At 39.4% G+C, this 20951-nt stretch carries 16 protein-coding genes; 3 read left to right on the top strand and 13 right to left on the bottom strand.

Features of this window, described 5'->3' with window-relative positions:
• Positions 1 to 131: 131 nt before the first annotated feature.
• From ACFSGI_RS10455 to ACFSGI_RS10440, 4 genes are all read right to left on the bottom strand, one after another.
• On the bottom strand, positions 132 to 1310 hold the full coding sequence (locus ACFSGI_RS10455) for an alanyl-tRNA editing protein (RefSeq protein WP_204824076.1): 1179 nt from the start codon (positions 1308 to 1310) through the stop codon (positions 132 to 134).
• A gap of 195 nt (positions 1311 to 1505) precedes the next feature.
• Positions 1506 to 1946: a GNAT family N-acetyltransferase gene (locus ACFSGI_RS10450; protein WP_204824075.1), complete on the bottom strand. Its 441-nt coding sequence runs from the start codon at positions 1944 to 1946 to the stop codon at positions 1506 to 1508.
• Between the two features lie 20 nt (positions 1947 to 1966).
• A complete protein-coding gene (locus ACFSGI_RS10445) occupies positions 1967 to 2989 on the bottom strand; it encodes an acyltransferase family protein (protein WP_204824074.1) in 1023 nt (340 codons plus the stop codon).
• A 306-nt stretch (positions 2990 to 3295) separates the two neighbouring features.
• Positions 3296 to 6037: a family 78 glycoside hydrolase catalytic domain gene (locus ACFSGI_RS10440; protein WP_204824073.1), complete on the bottom strand. Its 2742-nt coding sequence runs from the start codon at positions 6035 to 6037 to the stop codon at positions 3296 to 3298.
• A gap of 121 nt (positions 6038 to 6158) precedes the next feature.
• On the opposite strand from ACFSGI_RS10440, the gene ACFSGI_RS10435 reads away from it, so the two are divergent.
• The gene (locus tag ACFSGI_RS10435) at positions 6159 to 7073 is read left to right on the top strand and encodes a helix-turn-helix domain-containing protein (protein WP_204824072.1); all 915 of its coding nucleotides are present in this window, start codon (positions 6159 to 6161) and stop codon (positions 7071 to 7073) included.
• On the opposite strand, the gene ACFSGI_RS10430 is transcribed toward ACFSGI_RS10435, so the two are convergent.
• Together ACFSGI_RS10430 and ACFSGI_RS10425 are read right to left on the bottom strand one after the other, a co-directional pair.
• On the bottom strand, positions 7074 to 8129 hold the full coding sequence (locus ACFSGI_RS10430; protein WP_204824071.1) for an LLM class flavin-dependent oxidoreductase: 1056 nt from the start codon (positions 8127 to 8129) through the stop codon (positions 7074 to 7076). It abuts the gene before it with no gap.
• Positions 8130 to 8248: 119 nt separating this feature from the next.
• Positions 8249 to 9916 (bottom strand): GGDEF domain-containing protein, encoded by a 1668-nt coding sequence (locus ACFSGI_RS10425; RefSeq protein WP_204824070.1) that lies wholly within the window; start codon positions 9914 to 9916, stop codon positions 8249 to 8251.
• A gap of 391 nt (positions 9917 to 10307) precedes the next feature.
• Between ACFSGI_RS10425 and coaA the strand changes: the two genes are divergently transcribed.
• Both coaA and ACFSGI_RS10415 read left to right on the top strand, forming a co-directional pair.
• Positions 10308 to 11237, top strand: a complete 930-nt coding sequence (coaA, locus tag ACFSGI_RS10420; RefSeq protein ID WP_204824069.1) for a type I pantothenate kinase — start codon at positions 10308 to 10310, stop codon at positions 11235 to 11237.
• 36 nt (positions 11238 to 11273) lie between these two features.
• Positions 11274 to 11642: a DUF423 domain-containing protein gene (locus tag ACFSGI_RS10415; protein WP_204824068.1), complete on the top strand. Its 369-nt coding sequence runs from the start codon at positions 11274 to 11276 to the stop codon at positions 11640 to 11642.
• Positions 11643 to 11807: 165 nt separating this feature from the next.
• Here ACFSGI_RS10415 and ACFSGI_RS10410 read toward each other — a convergent pair whose 3' ends face one another.
• From ACFSGI_RS10410 to ACFSGI_RS10380, 7 genes are all read right to left on the bottom strand, one after another.
• Complete coding sequence (locus ACFSGI_RS10410) at positions 11808 to 14639, bottom strand: chitinase N-terminal domain-containing protein (RefSeq protein ID WP_204824067.1); 2832 nt, start codon at positions 14637 to 14639, stop codon at positions 11808 to 11810.
• A gap of 267 nt (positions 14640 to 14906) precedes the next feature.
• Positions 14907 to 16019, bottom strand: a complete 1113-nt coding sequence (locus tag ACFSGI_RS10405) for an NADH:flavin oxidoreductase (protein WP_204824066.1) — start codon at positions 16017 to 16019, stop codon at positions 14907 to 14909.
• 195 nt (positions 16020 to 16214) lie between these two features.
• Positions 16215 to 17228, bottom strand: a complete 1014-nt coding sequence (locus ACFSGI_RS10400; protein ID WP_204824065.1) for an AI-2E family transporter — start codon at positions 17226 to 17228, stop codon at positions 16215 to 16217.
• 155 nt (positions 17229 to 17383) lie between these two features.
• Positions 17384 to 18436 (bottom strand): aldo/keto reductase, encoded by a 1053-nt coding sequence (locus ACFSGI_RS10395; protein WP_204824064.1) that lies wholly within the window; start codon positions 18434 to 18436, stop codon positions 17384 to 17386.
• A 151-nt stretch (positions 18437 to 18587) separates the two neighbouring features.
• Positions 18588 to 19385, bottom strand: coding sequence for a helix-turn-helix transcriptional regulator (locus tag ACFSGI_RS10390; protein ID WP_204824063.1), 798 nt, complete (start codon positions 19383 to 19385; stop codon positions 18588 to 18590).
• Positions 19386 to 19421: 36 nt separating this feature from the next.
• Positions 19422 to 20315: a fumarylacetoacetate hydrolase family protein gene (locus tag ACFSGI_RS10385; RefSeq protein WP_204824062.1), complete on the bottom strand. Its 894-nt coding sequence runs from the start codon at positions 20313 to 20315 to the stop codon at positions 19422 to 19424.
• Positions 20316 to 20397: 82 nt separating this feature from the next.
• Positions 20398 to 20709, bottom strand: a complete 312-nt coding sequence (locus tag ACFSGI_RS10380; RefSeq protein WP_204824061.1) for an L-rhamnose mutarotase — start codon at positions 20707 to 20709, stop codon at positions 20398 to 20400.
• Positions 20710 to 20951 lie beyond the last annotated feature (242 nt).

Raw genomic sequence — 20951 nt, 5'->3', positions numbered from 1 at the left:
AATTAATTTACTCCTTTGAACTTATCATAGTGCGATGTAACGGTCAATTCACTATCAATCAGAATGCCTTATAGTACTTATCAGTTCTACTGATAAACGTTTTGAGATTATTCTGCCCCGCTATATTGATATTAAGGAACAAGGTTGAGTTGTTGCTGTGCAAATTCGTAAAAGGCGATAAGATCGGCTTCTGAAGTGAAAGTAGCTTGCGCGGAAAGATCACTTCCTCCACCTTTTCCATTAAATCTAGCTAGATGCTCTTTGAAAAAAGCTCCACATTTTAACTGAGGGTGCCCTTTTTGAGCTAAAAAGACTTTGTATTCACTTAATGTTGCAAATAGCACAGTCACTTCTTGCTCGGCGATCAATGTTCCAGCAAGTCGTTGTAAGTCTGATAATGTTTTGTGTTCAAATAGATGAGTTATCTGTTGATTTTGAATCTGAGCCAGCAACTGATTGGATTCATAACTATCATTCGCTTTACGCAATTGCTCTAATTCAGCTTTGAGTTGTTGTTGATCTTCTTCCCATTTCCCAAAGCGTTCCAAAATATCTTTGCGACCTGTATTAAATGTACTAGCAAGCGTATTCAAAATATGCAGACTGTCATTGTAATCTTGAAGTGCACGAGCCCCGCATTTGAAATATAGACGGATACTTCCTTTTTGCTTTTCTGCTTTGAATAATTTGATAAGCCCAATCTGTCCAGTTTGTGATACATGCGTTCCTCCGCACGTATTGTATTCGACACCTTCTATTTCGACGATGCGGATATTTTCGGTTACTTTAGGCATTTTGACTACAGGTAATTGAGCCAACTGTTCTGCATTGACAAAATAACTGGTTACCGCTAGATTATCGTAAATCCGCTGATTTACCGCTTGTTCGAGCGTTGCTAATTCAGTGTCACTCAAAGATTTGCGATCAATATCTATCGTTACCATATCTTGTCCTAAATGAAAACTCAGTGTTGGTGCGTCGAACAATTGTAAAGCAGTAGCTGATAATAAATGTTGTCCGGTATGATGTTGCATATAATCAAATCGACGTTCCCAGTTCAATTGACACTGTACTTCATCTTCATCAGGTAATTGCGACACTTGATGCCAGATCACCTCTTCTTCTTTTACCACATCCAGCACGTCAATATGATTAATCGTTCCTGTATCACAAGGCTGTCCTCCGCCATGTGGATAAAAAGCAGTCTCTGCCAAACGAACAAAGTACTGATTATTTTGTTCACGACGTTCTACAATCGTTGTTGTCCATTCTCGCAAAAAGGGATCGTTATAATATAAAATAGCTGACATAATCATTTCCTTTCCTTATCCAAAATATACGTTCTAAGTTACACTTCATTATCATATCTTCCTTCTACATCAGTCGTCTAGTGAACTTGCATCTATGGTGTATTATCAAGCCTCACCAAAAAACGTTAACAAAATATCGATAACAGAACATTTTACTGCTCTGCTCACCTGATATTTCATTAACGTTGGATTGATTTACTGGATATGTTTGATCATTTTACTATGCTTGATACCCACTTCTGTAAATGGTTCTCCGACTGAAGAGTAATTAAGCTTTGTATAAAAAGGAATAGCATTCTCGCGGGCATGTAAAATGATAGTGCGATATCCTTCAGTGATAGCAATCTGCTCAGCTAATTCTACTAACTTCTTGCCAACATGTTTCCCCCGAACAGCTTCGCTTACAGCGACTTGCTTCATCTGTATCATTTGCTGATCAAGTGGACGCAACAAAAGGACACCCACAGTATCTTCTCCCCAAGTCGCACAGATATGAATATCGTTGCCTTCTTCTTGCCAGGGATCATCCCATATACTGAGTCCTAAAGGTTGCCGTAGTACTTCATCACGCAATGCCAGACACGCAAGATATTGATCACTATTCCAATCTATCTGCTGTACCGTAATATTCTCCATAGCTCCTCCTTGTGATTGCTTTATCCTGTTTGGCTTTTGCGATTAGAACGATGGGGATTCGATTTCAATAACAACTTCATTTTAGGTTCAACTAACCATTTGAATAGATAACGAATACTGCTAAAAGATAATAACATCGTTAGCATGATTCCTAGAGGAATTAACAGTAACTTTTCGGTTGTCGTTGTAAAGTGAGCATAAGAATCACCTGCGGTCAGATACAACACGATAAATCCATGTAGCAGGTATGTATACAGCGTATTAGTACCCATTGTCGATATCCAGGGAAGTTGGCGCTGAGGAATTAAAATCATAACCATAGCTCCAATCACTACAGCAGCCCCATAAACAGCCATCCGATATATACCTGCACTCCATTCGTCATGCCCTAACGATTCATAAGAGAAACTGCCAAAAAACCATTCTTTTTTAAATGTATATCCATATGACGAGATCACCACATATGTAAGGATCAATCCAATACTGGAATAGATTCGCATCGTAGTCGTACGTAATCGATCGATAAGCGATTTATCTAAATAATAACCGATCAAAAAGAAAGGGAAAAAGACAAGCGTACGTGACACACTAGCATAATATTGTGCATCATTAGCATATCCTGCTAGGATAGCGATTCCAATCACTATAGGCACAGCATAACGAATACGAATGATATAAGGCATGGCTACTTTCCACAAAATCATACTAAAAAAGAACCACATCAACCAGTACGGCGTAAAATAAGAAAATTTTAATTCAGCGCGATCGTATATCCAGAAATCAAACAGCGAATATAACGATTCAAAAAGCAAATAAGGTACAATCAATCGGCTAATCACTTTGTTCAAATAGTCGCCACTACCGATATTTTTAGCAAAATAACCGGATATCAGCACAAATAGCGGAATATGAAACGTATAAATCATCAAATAAATCGGTCGTAGTACCGGATCTTCATATAACGGCTCAATCAAATGACCGATGACTACTAAAGTAATCAAAAGGAATTTCAAATTATCAAAATAATAATCTCTCGTGTTCATCTCTTTCGCTCCTTTGCCAGAAAACAATGCTATTGTTCAACAGCTCAATAGCCATTTTTTCTAGTTCTGTGCTGAGAAGGCACGTTGTATTATTGTCTCTCTATAAGTGTTATTGTAAATTTATGCATGTTTTACCCTGCCATTTTGACGATGAATCTCTAACACATTGCGTATGATTATAACAGTGGTTGTATAGCGATGCCACTTTTATAGATACAGCAGAATAGATAAGAATAGCAAAAAGCCCTGTTGTACAAAGAAACAACAGAGCTTTTAACCATATTTTTTGCCATGTATACCATGTATTTATACCGATGTTGTGATCGGCTGATATTGGTACACCAAATGGTAATGACCGGAACCAATCGTTAGGATGACTGTGCCTTGAACTTCTTGTATATTCTGAATCCCTTCAATCTCGTGTAATGGCTGACCATGTTCTCGAATAGAAGATAATATAGCATGATCTAATATAATATCAGCCGTTGTATTGGCAGGAATTATCACTTCTAATTGTCGCTGACCCTCCTGCTCAATCCAGCTAGATTGGATTTTTCCATAAGCAGATTCTAATATAGCGCTAGCAGAAGTAATCTCTCCTTCGCCATATCGAGGATGAATTTTACTTTTTTTGTAGGCAGGCATACTCTCATCCATATCTAATCCGGCAACATAACGATACAACCACTCTCCGATTGCACCATACGCGTAATGATTGTACGAGTTCATGTCATCCGGCCAGAATGATCCGTCTGTCTTAATACCATCCCAGTGCTCCCAGATTGTTGTAGCGCCTTTGGAAAGAGGATATAACCAGGATGGATATTGCTCCTGAAGTAATAATTTGATCGCTGTCTCATGATATCCATGATCTGACAAAGCAAAACATAGATACGGAGTACCGACAAACCCTGTCGTTAAATGATAATCATTTTGGATCACAAGACGATTTAATTCAGTGGCGGTACGTTGTTGATCGGGTTCTTCTAACAAATGAAACATCAATGCTAGCGCATGTGCAGTCTGAGTCGGTGCAGCTAGTCGTCCTGCTGGTGTCACAAATTCATGACGGTATGCCTGAATAATTTGCTCAAGGCGTTCACTGTATAATTTCACATCTTCTGCTTCACCTAATACAACAGCAGTATCCCGTACAATTCGAGTAGAATAGGCAAAGTACGAAGTAGCAACCAGATCGACAGGTGTCGCTCCCATATAACTATTTTCTTTGGCATCCAGTGCTAACCAATCTCCAAAATGAAATCCTGTATTCCAGAGATAATGATTACTGCCTTGATTGTAAATATAATCAACCCATGCTTTCATACTACTATATTGTTCTTGTAATATTTTCTGATCTCCATAATGCAAATAGATCACCCAAGGACAGATCACCGCCGCATCTCCCCACGCCGCTGAAGCAGGCAATTCTGTATCTCCTTTTTCATCGTCCGGTACACTTAAAACATCAGGCACAACAAAAGGTACACTGCCATTTGAGCGTTGATCTGCGCTCAAGTCACGTAACCACTTTTTGAAAAAAGGAGCGATATTGTAGTTGAATGCTGCGGTGCGTATAAATACCTGTGCGTCTCCTGTCCAACCCAAGCGTTCATCTCGTTGCGGACAATCTGTAGGCACGTCAAGAAAATTGCCCCGTTGTCCCCATACAATATTACGCTGTAATTGATTGATTAGAGGATGAGAACATTCAAATGAACCTGCAATCGGCATATCAGAATGCATCACTTCTCCTGTAACCATCTCTAGTAATTGCTGATCGGTGAGGTGATCTAATCCTTCAATCTGGATATAGCGGAAGCCTTGAAACGAAAAGCGTGGCGCATGGTTGATCATACGATCTTGTTGGTCATTAGCGATATAATGAACGGCTTGCTTGGCAGTTCGCAAATTACCACGATAAAAGTTCCCTTGTTGATCTAAAATTTCAGCATGATGTATAACATAGTGCGTACCAGCAGGTAAAATACCTTTTACACGTATACGACCGACCATATTTTGCCCCATATCTAATACTGTCTCTCCGGCAGGTGTATGTATCACTTCTACAGGATTCAGTATCTCTGTTACGCGAACAGCCCAATTTTCTTGAGCAATCAGATGATGATAAGGTAATTCGATTACTTTCACACCTGACCATGCAGAATCATCATAGACAGGTTGATCCCAATCCGGTTGTTCTAAGCGCGCATCATAATGTTCTCCATCATAAATAGACGCCAGAGTAATTGGACTGGATGCACTGCGCCATGATGTATCTGTACCGATGATTGCTTCTTCTCCATTGTCATACCGAAGATGAAGCTGTAACAATAAGGCTTTGTGCTCTCCGTAATGCTGACGCTGATTTTCCCAACCAAGACGACCGGTATACCATCCATCTGCTAGACTGACGCCAATTGTATTCTGCCCTGCTTGTAGATAATTTGTAACATCATACGTCTGATACTGATGGCGATGGGTATAGCTAGTCCAGCCTGGGGCAAACCATTCATCGCCTACACGCGCACCATTGATAGACAGCTCATATAATCCTGCTGCTGTTGCATAGATACGTGCAGAACTGATATTGCTAGCTAATGTAAATGCTTTACGTAATTGAAAAACAGATTCTAACTGTGGATGATGCCATTCTTCCTCTGGAGTAATCCATTGTGCTTGCCATTCTGCTTGATCTAACAAAGCCGTCTCCCACCACTGAATCTCACTCCATGTTGACCTTCTTCCCCTTTGATCTTCAATCTGTACACGATAATAATAACGGGTACGGGATTGCAAAGGTGACCCTGCATACTCGACTTGAATCGATTGATCACTAACCACGACTCCAGAATCCCAGAGAAGCTGTGTCCAATCTTCTTTCTCTAAAGAAACTTGTATATGGTAGCTATACTGTATTGTCGATCGTTGATTAGATTGAATAACCCAGCTAAATTGAGGACGAAGATGATCACTCCCTAACCAGTCGGTACGATATTCACATTGCAGTTGTATGACTTCTAATCCGTTATTTAAAAATGAATTCATAGTATATCCGCTCCTTCAATCGTTAAGATGATAAGCTTGCGCTGATACCTACTTGAGATGCTTTCTTTTTTATCATACGATAGTTGTAAGCGTTTAAAATGGAGTATTCGGACATATTAAAGTGGCAAATCGGACAACAGAAAGGATGAGTGATGATACGATGACGATCAAACGCAGAATAGATATGCTAATCGGCGATTACTTTTTTACCAAAGATATTCCAATCTATATTAATCGGGTAGCTGAGTCGTATGAACTGCATGAACATGTACATGATTTTTTGGAGTTGAATTATGTAAGTGAAGGTACAGGAAGTCATGTGATCAATGGTATCTCTTCTCCTGTCAAAAAAGGAGATCTATTTCTATTACCGATGGGCATATCTCATGTATATCGTCCATCACCGGCTAGTGATGCTGATCCATTGATTGTCTATAATTGTATTTTCGATGCAGATTCGTTAGTAGAGGTATTGTCTACTTATCCGGGGAGTGAAGTCATTAATCCTTTGTTAACTGATAAGCAGTATCGTTATTGTTATGATCGATTTCAACAATTTCATTGGTTATTTCAACAGGTATACGAAGAGTATCATCGGGGACGGTCAGGTTGGATAGCGGCTGTATATACTTATGTGATTCAAATTTTATTGGTGTTGCATCGACTGGAGAAGGAGAGTGAAGTCTTACTTCCTCCATCTTCTTCTACATGGGAAGAGATTCTACACAAGCTTCATACTCATTATCATGAACCGATATCTGTATCTGATATCGCTGTTCAAATGAAGATTAGTATTCGTCAGCTTCATAGACTATTTGTAAAGCATACAGGTTCATCAATGTCTCATTATGTACAGATGTTACGGATTCAAGCAGCATGTGATCTATTACGTACTACAGATCAGCAAATCAGTGAAATCTGCGAGCAGGTCGGGTATCATGATTTATCTTATTTTCATGATTTATTCAAAAGAAAAACCGGCTCTGCTCCGAAAGCATATCGCCGGTTTGTTCGTTCTATAGATCATGCTGAATAATTAACTGTTGACTGTGTTACGAATCTCAGCCACTTCACTGATAATTTCATAAGAGCGCAATCTTGCTTGATGATCATATAACATTCCTGTCACAATCAGTTCATCAGCTCCTGTATCTGCAATATATTGTGTTAGTTGCTGTTTGACTTTTTCAGGGCCGCCTTTGATGGTAGAGCGTAATTGTTGCTCGACAGCATTTTTCTCATAAGGTGTCCATTTGCTAGACATATCAGCAGGCGGTTGAACTTGACCTGTTTTGCCACGAATAATATTGAGGAATTGCTGTTGCATAGTCGTACCTAACCATTCTGCTTCTTCATCTGTATCTGCTGCTATCGCATTTACACCGACCATAGCATACGGTTTTTGCAAAATAGCTGATGGTTCGAAATGATGACGATAGACCGCTAATGCACGCTGTGTATAATCAGGTGAAAAATGACCTGCAAAAGCAAACGGCAATCCTTTTTGACCTGCTAATTGAGCACTAAAGTCACTAGAACCTAATAACCAGATCGGAATAGTCAAGCCTTCGCCCGGTACAGCGCGAATAGGTGCATGATAAGAAGTCGCTGACGCATCGAAAAAGGACGTTAATTCTTCTAACAATTCAGGGAAATCTTCTCCGCTATCTAATTGTCTCCGCAAAGCCAGCGTTGTCCGGCGATCACTACCTGGTGCACGTCCAAGACCTAGATCAATCCGTCCTGGATACATCGATTCAAGTGTACCGAATTGCTCTGCTATTACAAGTGGAGCATGGTTAGGAAGCATAATTCCACCGGAACCAACACGAATTGTTGATGTTCCAGCCGCTAAATAGCCGATCACTACTGAAGTTGCAGAACTCGCAATCCCTGGCATATTATGATGCTCGGCTACCCAGTAACGATTGTATCCCCATTTTTCTGCATGTTGTGCCATATCAAGGCTATTTTTAAAAGCATCTGAGGCAGTTGATCCTGCTGTAATCGGTGCAAGATCAAGTACAGATATTGGTATATTTCCTAATGTATTTGTAACATGTGATGAATCTGAATGTTGTTGTTCAGACATAATGAATACCTCCTTCTTGTTAATTATGGATGGTGTTATGGATTCACTATGTCTATAGTATACACCTAATTGTTATTAATTATAAGTTATTTATTAAAAATAACTAAATATCAGAGAAATTATTCGTTATTTCTTAATACATCTTCCCCGCAAATCACCTGGTTACGACCTGCTTTTTTCGCTTCATAGAGATGATAGTCTGCCAGAGCTAGTAATTCTGAACTGGATTGAGCTTGATCGGTAATCGTAGAAATTCCGATACTCGCTGTTACAGGTAAGCTACCTGTAATCGGGCTCCAATCTGCTGAACGAATTGCTTCACACAACATATTGGCGTATACCCTGCCCTGTTTAAGATCTGTTTCTGGAAATACAGCCACAAACTCTTCCCCACCTATACGCGCTACAGCCGCAGTCGAAGGAATCGTTAACGATAAAATTTTTGCAACATGAACCAGAACAATATCGCCTATTTCATGAGACAATGTATCATTGATTAATTTGAAAAAATCCAGATCGATCATCGCCACAGTTAAAGGTTGATCCAGTAGAATACAGCGCTCTAACAATTTGTTCATATGCACATCCATAAAGCGACGATTATGCAGACCGGTTAAAGGATCACGCAATGCCATTTCTTTAAAATACTCGCTATCGCGTTTGGCTTCTTCAGCATCATATACAATTTGTAAAATACGTGCCCGGGTCTCGCGCTGAGTGGAACGCAATGTTTCATTTTCTTTAAAAAATAAACGATGTTCTTCGTACGCTTCTTGATACCGATTGGAAGCGGCATACCATTCCGAACGTTCCAGTCTGACTTTGACACTTAGACGTGCAAGTCCATGTTCTTCAGAGACATGTGCAGCTTCTCGTAATGTTTTTTCAGACTCTTCTAATTTGCCTTGTAGACGTTGTGCTTTGGCTAGCGTTAATAGACATTCTGGCAATGTAGCAAGCTCTCCTAGCTTACGTGTGCCTACAGGTGCATAAAGCATCGGTTGCAATGTTTTCTCCGCTTCTTCCGGGCGACCAGCTTGAATCTCAATCACAGCAATCGTATCTAATTGTTGTGCTTCTAAAGGTACTTGATATTTCACACTTAATTCACGCATTTGAGCGATCAATTCTAACGTTTCAGGAACATTGCCACGTTCATAATGAGTGTATGCCATATTATTTAAAACAAACATGGAAATTTGAAAATCATTTGTAGCCGTTGCAATCTCCAATACTTCTTGAAAACGATGTACCGAATCTTCGTATGCTCCTACTTCATCTAGTGTTAACGCCAATGTCATCAGATGATCTGCACGAATAGGTAGTGAAGTATCGTCAGGTAAGTATTTAAAAGCAATCACAGCATTTTCTAATGCACTTTCATTATCTCCAATACGTCTATAAAAAGCAGCCAGTAATCGATGACTGCGAGCTAACAGATAATGATGATTATGATCCAATGCCCATTTATTAATTTTGCGAATTTTGCGTCCGCCTTCAGCAATTTTACCTTGTCTGCCCATAATATCAGCATGGATCAGTTGAGTACGAATAATCAGATCTTCTACATCAAGAGACTTCGCAATTTGTAGACTTTTACGAACTTCAGATACAGAAAGATTGATATTGCGGTAAGGCATCATTTCAAGCGTATCTAACATGTTGGCAAAAGAAGCAGGAGTATGCACAACAGATGTATCGCTTAATAAGGATTTGGTATGAAATTCAAGATTGAATGTAGATTTGTCCTGATCGGAAGAATGGGAGTGATGATATTTTTCGGACAAAATTGTTCCTCCTTATAGCCTGTCATCATAAGATCATTATGCATACATTTTGATAAAATAAATCCATATTGTAACGATAGCATGTACGCTTGTATCAACTTAAATAAAACAATGTATACTTATATTACCATTATGTATATTGAGAAATGAACATTATCTTAGTATCAAGAAAGTAAGTAAACTTCATTTCTATATCTAGTCTTTATCTACCTTAGTCTATTCAATACATAAGAAGCAAGATCGATGTAAGCTATTTGTTAGGATTATCATCAATCTTTGCTTACTCTCACTGCTTACACAGTCAATAGAACATACGATAAACCTTTTATATGTTTTTCGTTGTAAAGTTTGGTACACTAGAATTAAAAAAATTCTCAGAAAGTGAGAGCACATGAAACGATATTCGCCATACATCGAGTTTGATCGTAAGGAATGGGCTTCCTTAAAAGATCACGATACACCATTATCTTTGACCGAGATTGAATTAGAAAAGCTACGTGGATTAAATGAACAGGTCTCTCTCCAGGAAGTGGAAGAGGTCTATTTACCGCTGACTCATCTGATTCATCTTTACGTGGGTGCTTCTCAACAGCTCCATCAGTTAACGACTTCTTTTTTACAGAAAAAAGCCCGTAAAACGCCTTATATTATCGGTATTGCTGGTAGTGTAGCTGTTGGAAAAAGCACTACAGCACGCCTAATCCAGACTCTTCTCACCCGTTGGGATACGCATCGCAAAGTCGATCTTGTCACTACCGACGGCTTTCTTTATCCTAATGCTGTGTTGGAGAAAAAAGGTATTATGAATCGTAAAGGATTCCCGGAAAGTTATGATATTAAGCGCTTAATTCAGTTTATTGGAGAAGTCAAATCCGGTAAACCAAAAGTAAAAGCGCCTAAATATTCACATCTAACGTATGACATTCTTCCCGATGAACAAAGTGTAATCGATCATCCTGATATTCTGATCGTAGAAGGAATTAATGTTTTACAGGTGAAAAAGGATAGTCCGTTATTTGTGAGCGACTTCTTTGACTTCTCGATCTTTATCGATGCCGAAGAGAAAAATATTGCTCGTTGGTATGTAGAGCGCTTCCAATTGTTACGTCAGACTGCTTTTCAAAATCCAGATTCCTACTTCCATTCTCGCTTTGCGGATCTGTCTGAAGAAGAAGCGACTGTTGTAGCTCATCATACATGGGAATCGATCAATGCCAAAAATCTACATGAAAATATTCTTCCTACCAAAGGACGCGCACAGCTCATTTTGAAAAAGGAAGCCAATCATACGATTCAAAATATTTACTTACGTAAATTATAAATAACGATATTGTGAGGTCTATTGGAGGTAGATAACATGCAAACAATACTGATAATCGGTTGTATCATGATGGCTTTAGCTGTGGCTTTTGGAGCTTTCGGTGCACATGCTCTCAAAAAGAAGCTGAACGCCGATATGATGAAAGTATATGAAACAGGTGTACAATACCATATTGCTCATGGACTGGGTATTTTGATAGTAGGGACACTTGGACATAGTCTAACTCACTCTACGCTTGCAGTAACCGCAGGTTGGTTGCTGTTTGCAGGGATTATTTTATTTTCAGGAAGCTTGTATGTACTTAGCTTAACTGGCGTTCGTAAAATAGGTGCGATTACTCCTCTTGGCGGACTTGCTTTTATCGCAGGTTGGATCGTACTGCTCGTTGCTATTGTACAAGGATAAGTATATTCACAACACTGAATAACCGTATCCGATCTAGTTGAAGATTACTTCTATAGTCATAAAAAAGAAAAAGCCTTGAACTTCGATACTGATATGCGATCTGCATACCGTTGAAGTTCAAGGCTTTTTTGTAGATCATATTGTATTTATACAGAGAAATTTGGATTATTGAGTAACTTTTACAGTGATAGCTTCGCTTTTCGTTGTGCCTGAAGCATTAACCAATTCAGCCACATACTCATACGTACCTGCTGAACGATTCGTAATACCACTGATAGCATGTTGAGCTTGTGGAGTACCTTCTTTTAAAGATTGAGTGTCGATCAATGTACCATTTTCGTATAAACGGTATTCTGTCGCATTCGTTCCCCACCATAGATTCATACTTACTTGATAATTACCGTCTCCATCCCAGTTGTCATTAGACAATACTGGCTTAGCAGGAGAAGCATCTGTTACGTTTACAACTAACGGCTGGCTTTTTGTTGTACCGAATGAATTGGTTAATTCCAACGTATACGTATACGAACCGTTAGCTTTACCTTTGATATCGGCTTGTACTGTCTGTGCATTTGGTGATTGATCAGCAAGCTTGCCACTGCTAATCACTTGATCACCTTCATACAATTTGTACGTAGAACCATTATTTCCCCACCACATATTCATCGTGATAGTATAGTTGCCATCTTTAAGCCCTGTATCATGCCCATTGTTATCTGTTAATACAGGTGTGCCTGGTACGTCTGTTGCTAATGGATCAGTAGCTGGTGGTTCTGTCGGTTCCGTTGGTTCCGTAGGAGGTGTGCTAGTAACAGCTACGATATCTGCCGCACTTCTTGGTTTCAATTGGAATACACCTTTGAAAATAGCTGCTACTCCAGTGATATCTACAAATTGTCCATTTTGGTAAGCAAAATTAGCTTGAGTTAATCCTGTACGTGCATCAACACGAGCATGCGTAGTAACAGGTTGATCACCATATACATTGCCAGTCACATCAAATTCAAAAGAACCTGTCGGTGTAGCTGCAACGATATTGCTGATCTGTACATTTTTCAATTGTACCAATTGTCCTTGATTATACGTATCTACCGCTACTGCGGTTGTTGCACTAGGCAATGCCGCTGTACCTGTTTTCTCAATACTTACCGGATCGGTTAACTCTAGCTCTGTATTGTACAACGCAAGTGGAGCTGTTACTTTGATCACATCACCTTGATGAAATCCAGCTTGATTCTGGTATACATAGATTCCTGCTGTATTGTCTTGTAAATAAAAAGCTTGTCCTCCAAAAGCACCTGGTTCTGTAGTAACTGTACCTTCAATCGTGACCAGCTTACCTTCTGCTTGAGTACGAGCATTTGCAATGGTAGTTAATGCAGGTGTAGGCTGTGCTCCACCATTTTCTTCTGGCAATGGCTCAGCAGGAACATTCGCAATCGTCACTGGCGTAGTCACAAGATTACTACCGTTTAATCTTAGACGTAGACTTGCCGTTCCTGTTGTACCTGGCTTCACGCGTACTGTAATATCTTTGTATGCATGACCTTTACTATCTGCGGTTAAGCTGTACGTCGAGCTGTATCCATATGCTGTCGGCCATGTGCCATCAGCATTCTGTACTTGACCTACCTGCGTTCCACCTGTTAAGAAAATACCACTGCTGTAACCAGTCACTGTGCTGTTCGCTGCTAAATTATCAGCTACAATACGGATTTGAAAAGGTTCTGCATTTGGCAATTCAGCTTGGTGCACTAAGCTATACGTTGGTGTAGTAACCGAAACTGCGCTACCGTATGAACCTGGCTTAAATGTAGAAGAATCCCACCATTTGTAACCTGCTGCTGGTGCTGCCCAAGGCTCTGCTTGTGGCTCTGTAGACGTCTGTGGAGTCTCGATTGGCAACAATGCTGTCGGTTGATCTAATTGCAGACCATCTACCTGACTAAAGTTAGTGTAGTTTTCTTTGTCTGATAACCAGTTAATTGTATTAACAAGCAATACACCGTCATCTACTTCTTTAAATCCATCGTACGTTGTTTTTTTGGTACCTGTTTCTTCACGTAGATATTTAGGTGAAGCATCTTCCACTGGAGAAGAATCTCCGATAAATGCAGCTTTACCCGCTCCTAATTTGGAGACTGCTACATAAGGGCCTTCAGCAATACCGCCACCATTGTACACTCCTTGATCAACAGCATTTCCCCAAGACGCATTCGTTTCAGGCAAATACACAATTCCTTTAGCTTTGGCAGGATCAGTGATTGCAAGCGTAGAACCTGCATGCATTGCTACACTGCTTACACCTTCTGTAATGCCAAATGCTTGATTCGGTGCAACCACTTGATTAGCATTGATATCTCCTAAAGCATTATAACGATAACGAATCCCAAAGTTATCAGATAACCAATCTGAACTGACGACACCTTGCATAGCCGCAGAATTTTTCTCTTCTGTACTCATGCCTTTGGTTGGATCTTCCCATGCACCACGACGATACCCGTTGATTGCTTCTGATCCGTCCCAACGGTTTTTGTTACGGTCTGCATTGTAATGATCACCGACAAAGAAAATACTGCCACCGCTTTCAACATATTGTTTCATCGCTGCTTGTTCTGTTGTTTTGAACGGGATGTTCGGTTCTGCAATCACAAATACATCATAATCGCTCAAATCACTATATGTGATCGGTGTACTTTTGCGAAGTTCTTTGACATAGTAACCATCATTAGCTAATGCGTTTGCAAAATCAGAAAAACCTCCGTCAATCACCCAATCCGCCGCTCCTGCTGTTTGAGCATGACTGTTATCGAACAATACTTTTTTACCTGCATTGTCGTTAACGACTTTAGCCGCAATAAAGGGAGCCGGATCTGTTGGGCCTTCTGCATGAACCGCTGTCAATCCACCTAGCCATCCTGTCTCCATTGGTAAAGCAATTGCCACCATTAAAGCATACTTTACCCACCTTGATTTCATTCCACTACGTGTTACCATGTTTTGCCTCCTATGTACTGAAAGAATAGATATCTAACTCATATTAGCATGGAAATATATTCAAAAGTAAGCTATTTTGTAAAAAAAGCAAAATAAATGGGTAATATTTTATCTTATTTTTACATAGTAAGGTAGTTAAGTTTACATTCATATTATAAAAGTGACTTATAGATGCCAAAATGAATCATTTTATTTATCGTTTGCGTATACTATCAACAAAAAAAGAGCAACCTTCATAGCAAGGTTGCTCTTTTTCGATAATAGTACTTATTTCAAAGACTTCAAGTCTTCTTGATCAAATGTTTTGATATCATCAGTACGTTGCTCATGTAATTTGGTAGCCCATGCCGCATCACCAATCAATGCACGACCAACAGCGACTAGATCAAATTCACCTGCATTTAGTTTTGCATCCAATTCTTCAAGACGAATACTTTCAGATACATCTTCGGTTGTATTACTCAAAAAGACTTGATTCAGTCCTACAGAACCAACTGTAATCGTTGGTTTACCTGTAATTTTTTTCGTCCAGCCTGCAAGATTTAGGTCAGAACCTTCAAATTCAGGCTCCCAGAAGCGACGAGTCGAACAGTGGAAAATATCAACGCCTGCTTCAGATAATGGTTGTAAAAATTGAGCCAATTCTTCTGCTGTCTCGACAAGACGAGCATCGTAATGATTCATTTTCCATTGTGAGAAACGGAACACGATTGGATAATCAGGGCCTACCGCAGCGCGACATGCTTTGACTACTTCTACACCAAAGCGCGTACGTGCTACTAGATCGCCACCATATTCATCAGTACGTTGATTCGTTTGCGACCAGAAGAACTGATCAATAAGATATCCATGCGCTCCATGAAGCTCTATCCCATCAAATCCTACTCTTTTGGCATCAGCCGCCGCTTGGGCATAGGCTTGAATAACTTCTTGAATCTCTTCTGTAGTTAAAGGTTCATTTACTTTTTGACCATCAATATCAAGACCGGATGGCCCAATCGGTTGAGCTTCTACATTTGGCAAAGACCCTACTTTACGAGCCATACCGACATGCCAGATTTGAGGCATAATTTTGCCACCAACTTCATGGACTTGTCTCACTACTTCTGCCCAACCATTTAGCGCTTCTTCGCCATGAAAAACAGGAATATCAGGAGAAGAGACTGCCGCAGGATGATTGATCGCTGTACCTTCTGTAATAATCAACGCTACTTCATTTTCAGCACGACGTCGATAATATGTTGCTACATCTGCTCCAGGTACACCATTAGGTGAAAAATTACGTGTCATCGGAGCCATAACGATCCGATTGGACAATTCTAATTGTGTTGTATGAAAAGGGGTAAATAGTTCTGATGTTTTTGGTGAATTGACGCTCATATAAAATCCCTCCAAATATGAATAGTTGTATACCTAAGTAGATCGATATGTTTATAAGGATATCATGCTCTATAATGAAAAGCTAATCCTATATGTAAAATTTTTGTAAAAATAAAAAACGTTTATAGCTCTCATACTCAGCATAAACGTTTTCAATATACGCAAGCGATCTAATAATATTTTAGGATAAATCGCTTATTCTATACTTCTTTTCTTACGAGTAACACCGATTAGATCAAGGAAAAAGACAAATAGCGGAATACCGATAATCAATCCCCAAGGGCCGATAAAATGCTCGGAAAAAATCAGAATGACAAAAGTATAAAAAACCGGCAAATTGGTTTTACTGGACATCAATTTCGGATTAAGGAAGTATGCTTCAATCGCGTGAATAACAACCACCAGAATCAGCAGATAGACAATATATTTGACTCCGCCAATACTGAACGCAATCAATCCCAATGGCACCAGTGAGATAAATACTCCTGCAACCGGGATTAAGCCTAACATAAAGATAATCAAAGCCAGCCCTAACAAATTCGGGAAGCCCATAAACCAGAGCGCAATAATCGTAATAATACAATTGATCAATGAAATCAATAATTGAGCTTCAATCACTTTGCCAAATGTATCTAAAAACATTTTACCAAAATAGCCGACTTCTTTAAAAAACCAACCTAACTTACTTTCTTGGAAAGAAGCTGTAAACCGCGTAATATGCGCACGATCTAATAAGAAAAATAAGCTAAGCAATAATGCTATAAGTAATTGAGAACCTAATTTACTAATTTTCAAAATCACATTAAAACCCGGTTCGATAAAACGCTGTACATTTAACGTATTCAAAAAGTTAATAATGTACGGATTCCACTCACTCTCGTGAGGATGTCGATATGCTTCAATAATCATCTGGTATAACTGAGTGACCTGCATAATCACTGTAGGCACCATTCGATATACACCCCAGCCGATAACAGCAAGCAAAATCAAATAAACTAATGGCAATACAAAAAAACGTGAGACATTAGGAATGAACTTTTGAAATAACTTCATTAGCCCATCATACATACTACCGATTAAGATCGTCAGCAGTAATGTAAGTAAAATAATATTCATCATACTTTGCATAGCAAAAATCACCAGAACCAGAATCGCAAGTACAATAATGCGCCGGATTCCATCGTGATTTATCCATTCCCTTACCTTCATTCATAGACCTCATCTCTATTTATGTCCGCTCCTTTTATCATAACGTTTTTCTGCTTTCTTGTCATCGTAGCATTGAGAACAAAACGTAACATACACTAAAAAAAGGAACCCACAAGTATATTACCTGGGGATTCCTTTTTTTAGTGTAATGTATATCACGAACGGGGATGCCGCACATTTTTCAATTGTTCTGTTCTTGCTTGACTCCATATATCTGTCATCCAACCGGGATATTCACTAGGAATCTGGCTGATCTGATTCAATGTCTGCAATTCTTCTTCAGAAAATACAATATCGATAGCGCCTAAGTTATCTTCCAACTGATGGATCTTCTTAGTCCCTATAATAACGCTGGTCACTGCGCGTTGGTGTAGAAGCCATGCTAGAGCAAGTTGAGCTACCGATGCTTTTTTCTGACTCGCCATTTCTGCCAAAGTATCGATAATATCATAGGCGCGTTCTTTATTTACAGGTGGGAAATCAGAATCATTGCGGCGACTGCCTTCAGAATTTTGCTGATCTCGTGTAAATTTACCGCTTAATAAACCTCCTGCAAGTGGACTCCATACAAGTAGCCCCATATCGTTATGACTATGCAACATCGGGATAATCTCGCGTTCTAGCTCACGACCTACAAGTGAATAATACGCTTGTGTAGAAACAAATTTTTCAAGTCGATGCTGATTCGAAATACCGATAGATTGAGCGATTTGCCATGCTGCCCAGTTAGATACACCAATATAGCGAACTAATCCTTGGCGTACAAGGTCAGTTAAGGCTTGTAGCGATTCTTCTATCGAAGTAGCAGGATCGAATCCATGAAGTTGATACAGATCAATATGATCCATCTGTAGACGTTCCAGACTATTTTGGACACCATCCATAATATGATTACGAGAAGAACCTCTCTGATTAGGAGAAGACCCCGTTACACCGAACACTTTCGTAGCGATAACCACTTCTTCTCGGTTGACGCCTAAGTTGCGAAGTGCTTGTCCAGTAATTATTTCTGAATTGCCTTTAGAGTAAGTGTCTGCGGTATCCAAAAAGTTAATTCCTGCTTCAAAAGCACGCGCCAGTAAAGTTTCTGCTTCTTCTTGCTGTACTTTACCAACGATATCAAAATTTTCTCCGCCTCCGAACGTCATTGTGCCAAAACATAATTCAGATACAAATAGCCCGCTTGGACCTAATTGATTATAGTGCATCTATCGTTCCTCCTGTTCAATCTATACAATAGTGTGGTTACTTTCTATATCCTATTCCATATGTATATGTTCAACCACAGTACAGTTATGCTAGTAAAAAAACTAACAGGCAGCATGTTAGCTATCTGTTAGTTTAAGAGTTCGATATCGGCTATAAGGATACAGGCGTATAGATACACATATAATAATTAGGGCTATTATCGAGTGTCGCTATTGAATTAGAGTCAAAACTAATCGTTTGTTTGGCGCTAGGCATATCAATGTGTAAAAGACATGATTTTTTTATTTGCACATGATGTAGATTCCATATGACTTCAAATTCAGGACTTTCTAGACATAAACGCTGTACAAACTCTCTAAAAACAGGATTTTCTGGATGACGATCATAATAACTGCGGTAGACAGCAACACAACTGGTAGAATATTCTTCCCAATTTACAATCCGACTTCGAAAATCTTTATTCAGAAACACTAACCTTATAAAAAATCGTTCTTCAGGTAACATGTTATCTAGATTGGAAAATAATTCATTGCCCGCTGGATTCCAAAAAATAAATTCTGACATATAATTTGTAATGACTGCTGGGGAATGAAGCTGATTCAGAATCGATTGCCAATGCGGGCTTATCGTAGAGACATTTGCAATCGTCTCAGGATCATTCGGATTCCAGAGCTGAAGCAAATGTATTCTTTCATCAGGATTCAATTGTAGCGCTCTGGCTATATTTTCAATCACATCGCGTGAAGCGGTCACATCTCTTCCCTGCTCTAACCATGTATAATACGTAGCACTTACACCAGCAAGTACAGCCACTTCTTCCCGGCGTAATCCTGGCGTTCTACGTGTACCGTAAGAATGACTGAACCCTGCTTGTTCTGGTTGCAATTGATGACGACGTGATTTGAGAAACGTTCCCAGTGTTCTCAGTTTGGTGTTTTGCTGGATCATATCGATCCCTCCTATACTTTGAAATATCGTTTGATTCTATTCAGCAGAGACGAATGTATTCGTTAATCTACCTAACTTTTCAATTTCTATTGTGACTTGATCACCTGATTGTATCCAGATTCGTTCCTTTTCAGGTTTCCCCAAAATCACACCTTCAGGTGTACCTGTCAAAATAATATCACCCGGGTTAAGCGTCATGTGCTGAGAAAGATAATGAATAATATAACGACAATCGAAAATCATATCCGATGTATTGGAATGTTGGACTTGCGCTCCATTCAGATAGGCACTGATCTGTAGCTGATTGGGATCACCCACTTCATCGGCTGTAACCAGATAAGGGCCAATTGGTGCAAAATGAGGACATGTTTTGCCTAGCAACCATTGGCTGGTGAGCATCTGTAGATCGCGTGCAGAGACATCATTAGCAGCACAATAACCAAACACATAATCTAAAGCCTCTTCTGTGCTCACCTGACTCGCTTGCTGGCCGATCACTATACATAGCTCTGCTTCATAATCAACTTGTGTACTGGCTGGTGGGAGCGGTACAGATTGCAGATGACCTGCTACAACATCAGAGAATTTGCTAAAGACAACAGGTGTTTGCGGAATCGGTGCATTCGTTTCTTCTGCATGACGGCGATAATTTAGACCAATACAGATCAACTTACCGGGGTTTGGTATAACAGGTAACCATTCGATATCTTGTTCGGCAATCGATTGCGCTAAAAGTTCAGTGGTGTGTTGTTCTAAGATGTGTTGAATCTGTGTATGTAATCCATGTTGTGACCAGAGATCGTCAATCTGTACAGGAAGGGTTAACGAGGAATCGACAAAAGGTTGTAATGCAGACATAGGTACAATCACATCGTCTACAGCTATCCCGATGTGTTGCTGTTGTTGATAATTAAAATGAACATATTTCATATCAGAACACCTCCAACACTAATCATGACAGGCTGAAGGTGTTCTTTCAACTATTCTCTATGGGATATTGCTAGAAATAAGATTAATTATGGTAATGAAACACTTCAGGGATCACTTCAGATGTTGTTCCTTGACGATTGGTTATTAGCATATCCCCCATAAATTGTTGCCAGCGCTGATTAGCGGGATGTACCGCCAGTTGATCCATCGCCGATTGATAATGATCTACTTCCATATAAGCAAATAAAGTACCTTCATGTAAAAAAATACTATACGTATGAATCCCTACTTCACCGAACGCTTGAAGCAGCTCTGGATATACTGCTTGATGACGTTCAATATATTGTGCTTGATCTTGCGGATTAATATGTAATACAAATGAAACTCTTTCCATGTTCAACATCCTCTCTACATGATTTATTTGATTTATTCTATCTAAATTGTAAGCGTTATCCATCTAATAATCAAAAGACTTCTTTTACTTTTTTTAGACATTTTTCGACTGATTTTATGACGTTTGAACTTGATAAAGTGTTTCAAATAAATAAATTAGGTCTAAATACATGGAGCTCAGTTAATTGTTATACGCATGATGAACTGTTCATAAGATGCCTTTCTTCGTGTGATGTAATGCTA

This window comes from Paenibacillus nicotianae (genome assembly GCF_042681745.1).
Lineage (GTDB): Bacteria > Bacillota > Bacilli > Paenibacillales > Paenibacillaceae > Saccharibacillus > Saccharibacillus nicotianae.
Note: the sequence above shows the minus strand (reverse complement) of the source record. Positions and strands in the feature narration are given on the sequence as shown.

Bases quoted from the DNA above. Each gene is read 5' to 3' on its own strand.
- ACFSGI_RS10405 (WP_204824066.1), bottom strand. From the start codon at position 16,019: ATGAGCGTCAATTCACCAAAAACATCAGAACTATTTACCCCTTTTCAT.
- ACFSGI_RS10445 (WP_204824074.1), bottom strand. From the start codon at position 2,989: ATGAACACGAGAGATTATTATTTTGATAATTTGAAATTCCTTTTGATT.
- ACFSGI_RS10455 (WP_204824076.1), bottom strand. From the start codon at position 1,310: ATGTCAGCTATTTTATATTATAACGATCCCTTTTTGCGAGAATGGACA.
- ACFSGI_RS10450 (WP_204824075.1), bottom strand. From the start codon at position 1,946: ATGGAGAATATTACGGTACAGCAGATAGATTGGAATAGTGATCAATAT.
- ACFSGI_RS10395 (WP_204824064.1), bottom strand. From the start codon at position 18,436: ATGCACTATAATCAATTAGGTCCAAGCGGGCTATTTGTATCTGAATTA.
- ACFSGI_RS10430 (WP_204824071.1), bottom strand. From the start codon at position 8,129: ATGTCTGAACAACAACATTCAGATTCATCACATGTTACAAATACATTA.
- ACFSGI_RS10400 (WP_204824065.1), bottom strand. From the start codon at position 17,228: ATGAAGGTAAGGGAATGGATAAATCACGATGGAATCCGGCGCATTATT.
- coaA (WP_204824069.1), top strand. From the start codon at position 10,308: ATGAAACGATATTCGCCATACATCGAGTTTGATCGTAAGGAATGGGCT.
- ACFSGI_RS10390 (WP_204824063.1), bottom strand. From the start codon at position 19,385: ATGATCCAGCAAAACACCAAACTGAGAACACTGGGAACGTTTCTCAAA.
- ACFSGI_RS10385 (WP_204824062.1), bottom strand. From the start codon at position 20,315: ATGAAATATGTTCATTTTAATTATCAACAACAGCAACACATCGGGATA.
- ACFSGI_RS10380 (WP_204824061.1), bottom strand. From the start codon at position 20,709: ATGGAAAGAGTTTCATTTGTATTACATATTAATCCGCAAGATCAAGCA.
- ACFSGI_RS10415 (WP_204824068.1), top strand. From the start codon at position 11,274: ATGCAAACAATACTGATAATCGGTTGTATCATGATGGCTTTAGCTGTG.
- ACFSGI_RS10440 (WP_204824073.1), bottom strand. From the start codon at position 6,037: ATGAATTCATTTTTAAATAACGGATTAGAAGTCATACAACTGCAATGT.
- ACFSGI_RS10410 (WP_204824067.1), bottom strand. From the start codon at position 14,639: ATGGTAACACGTAGTGGAATGAAATCAAGGTGGGTAAAGTATGCTTTA.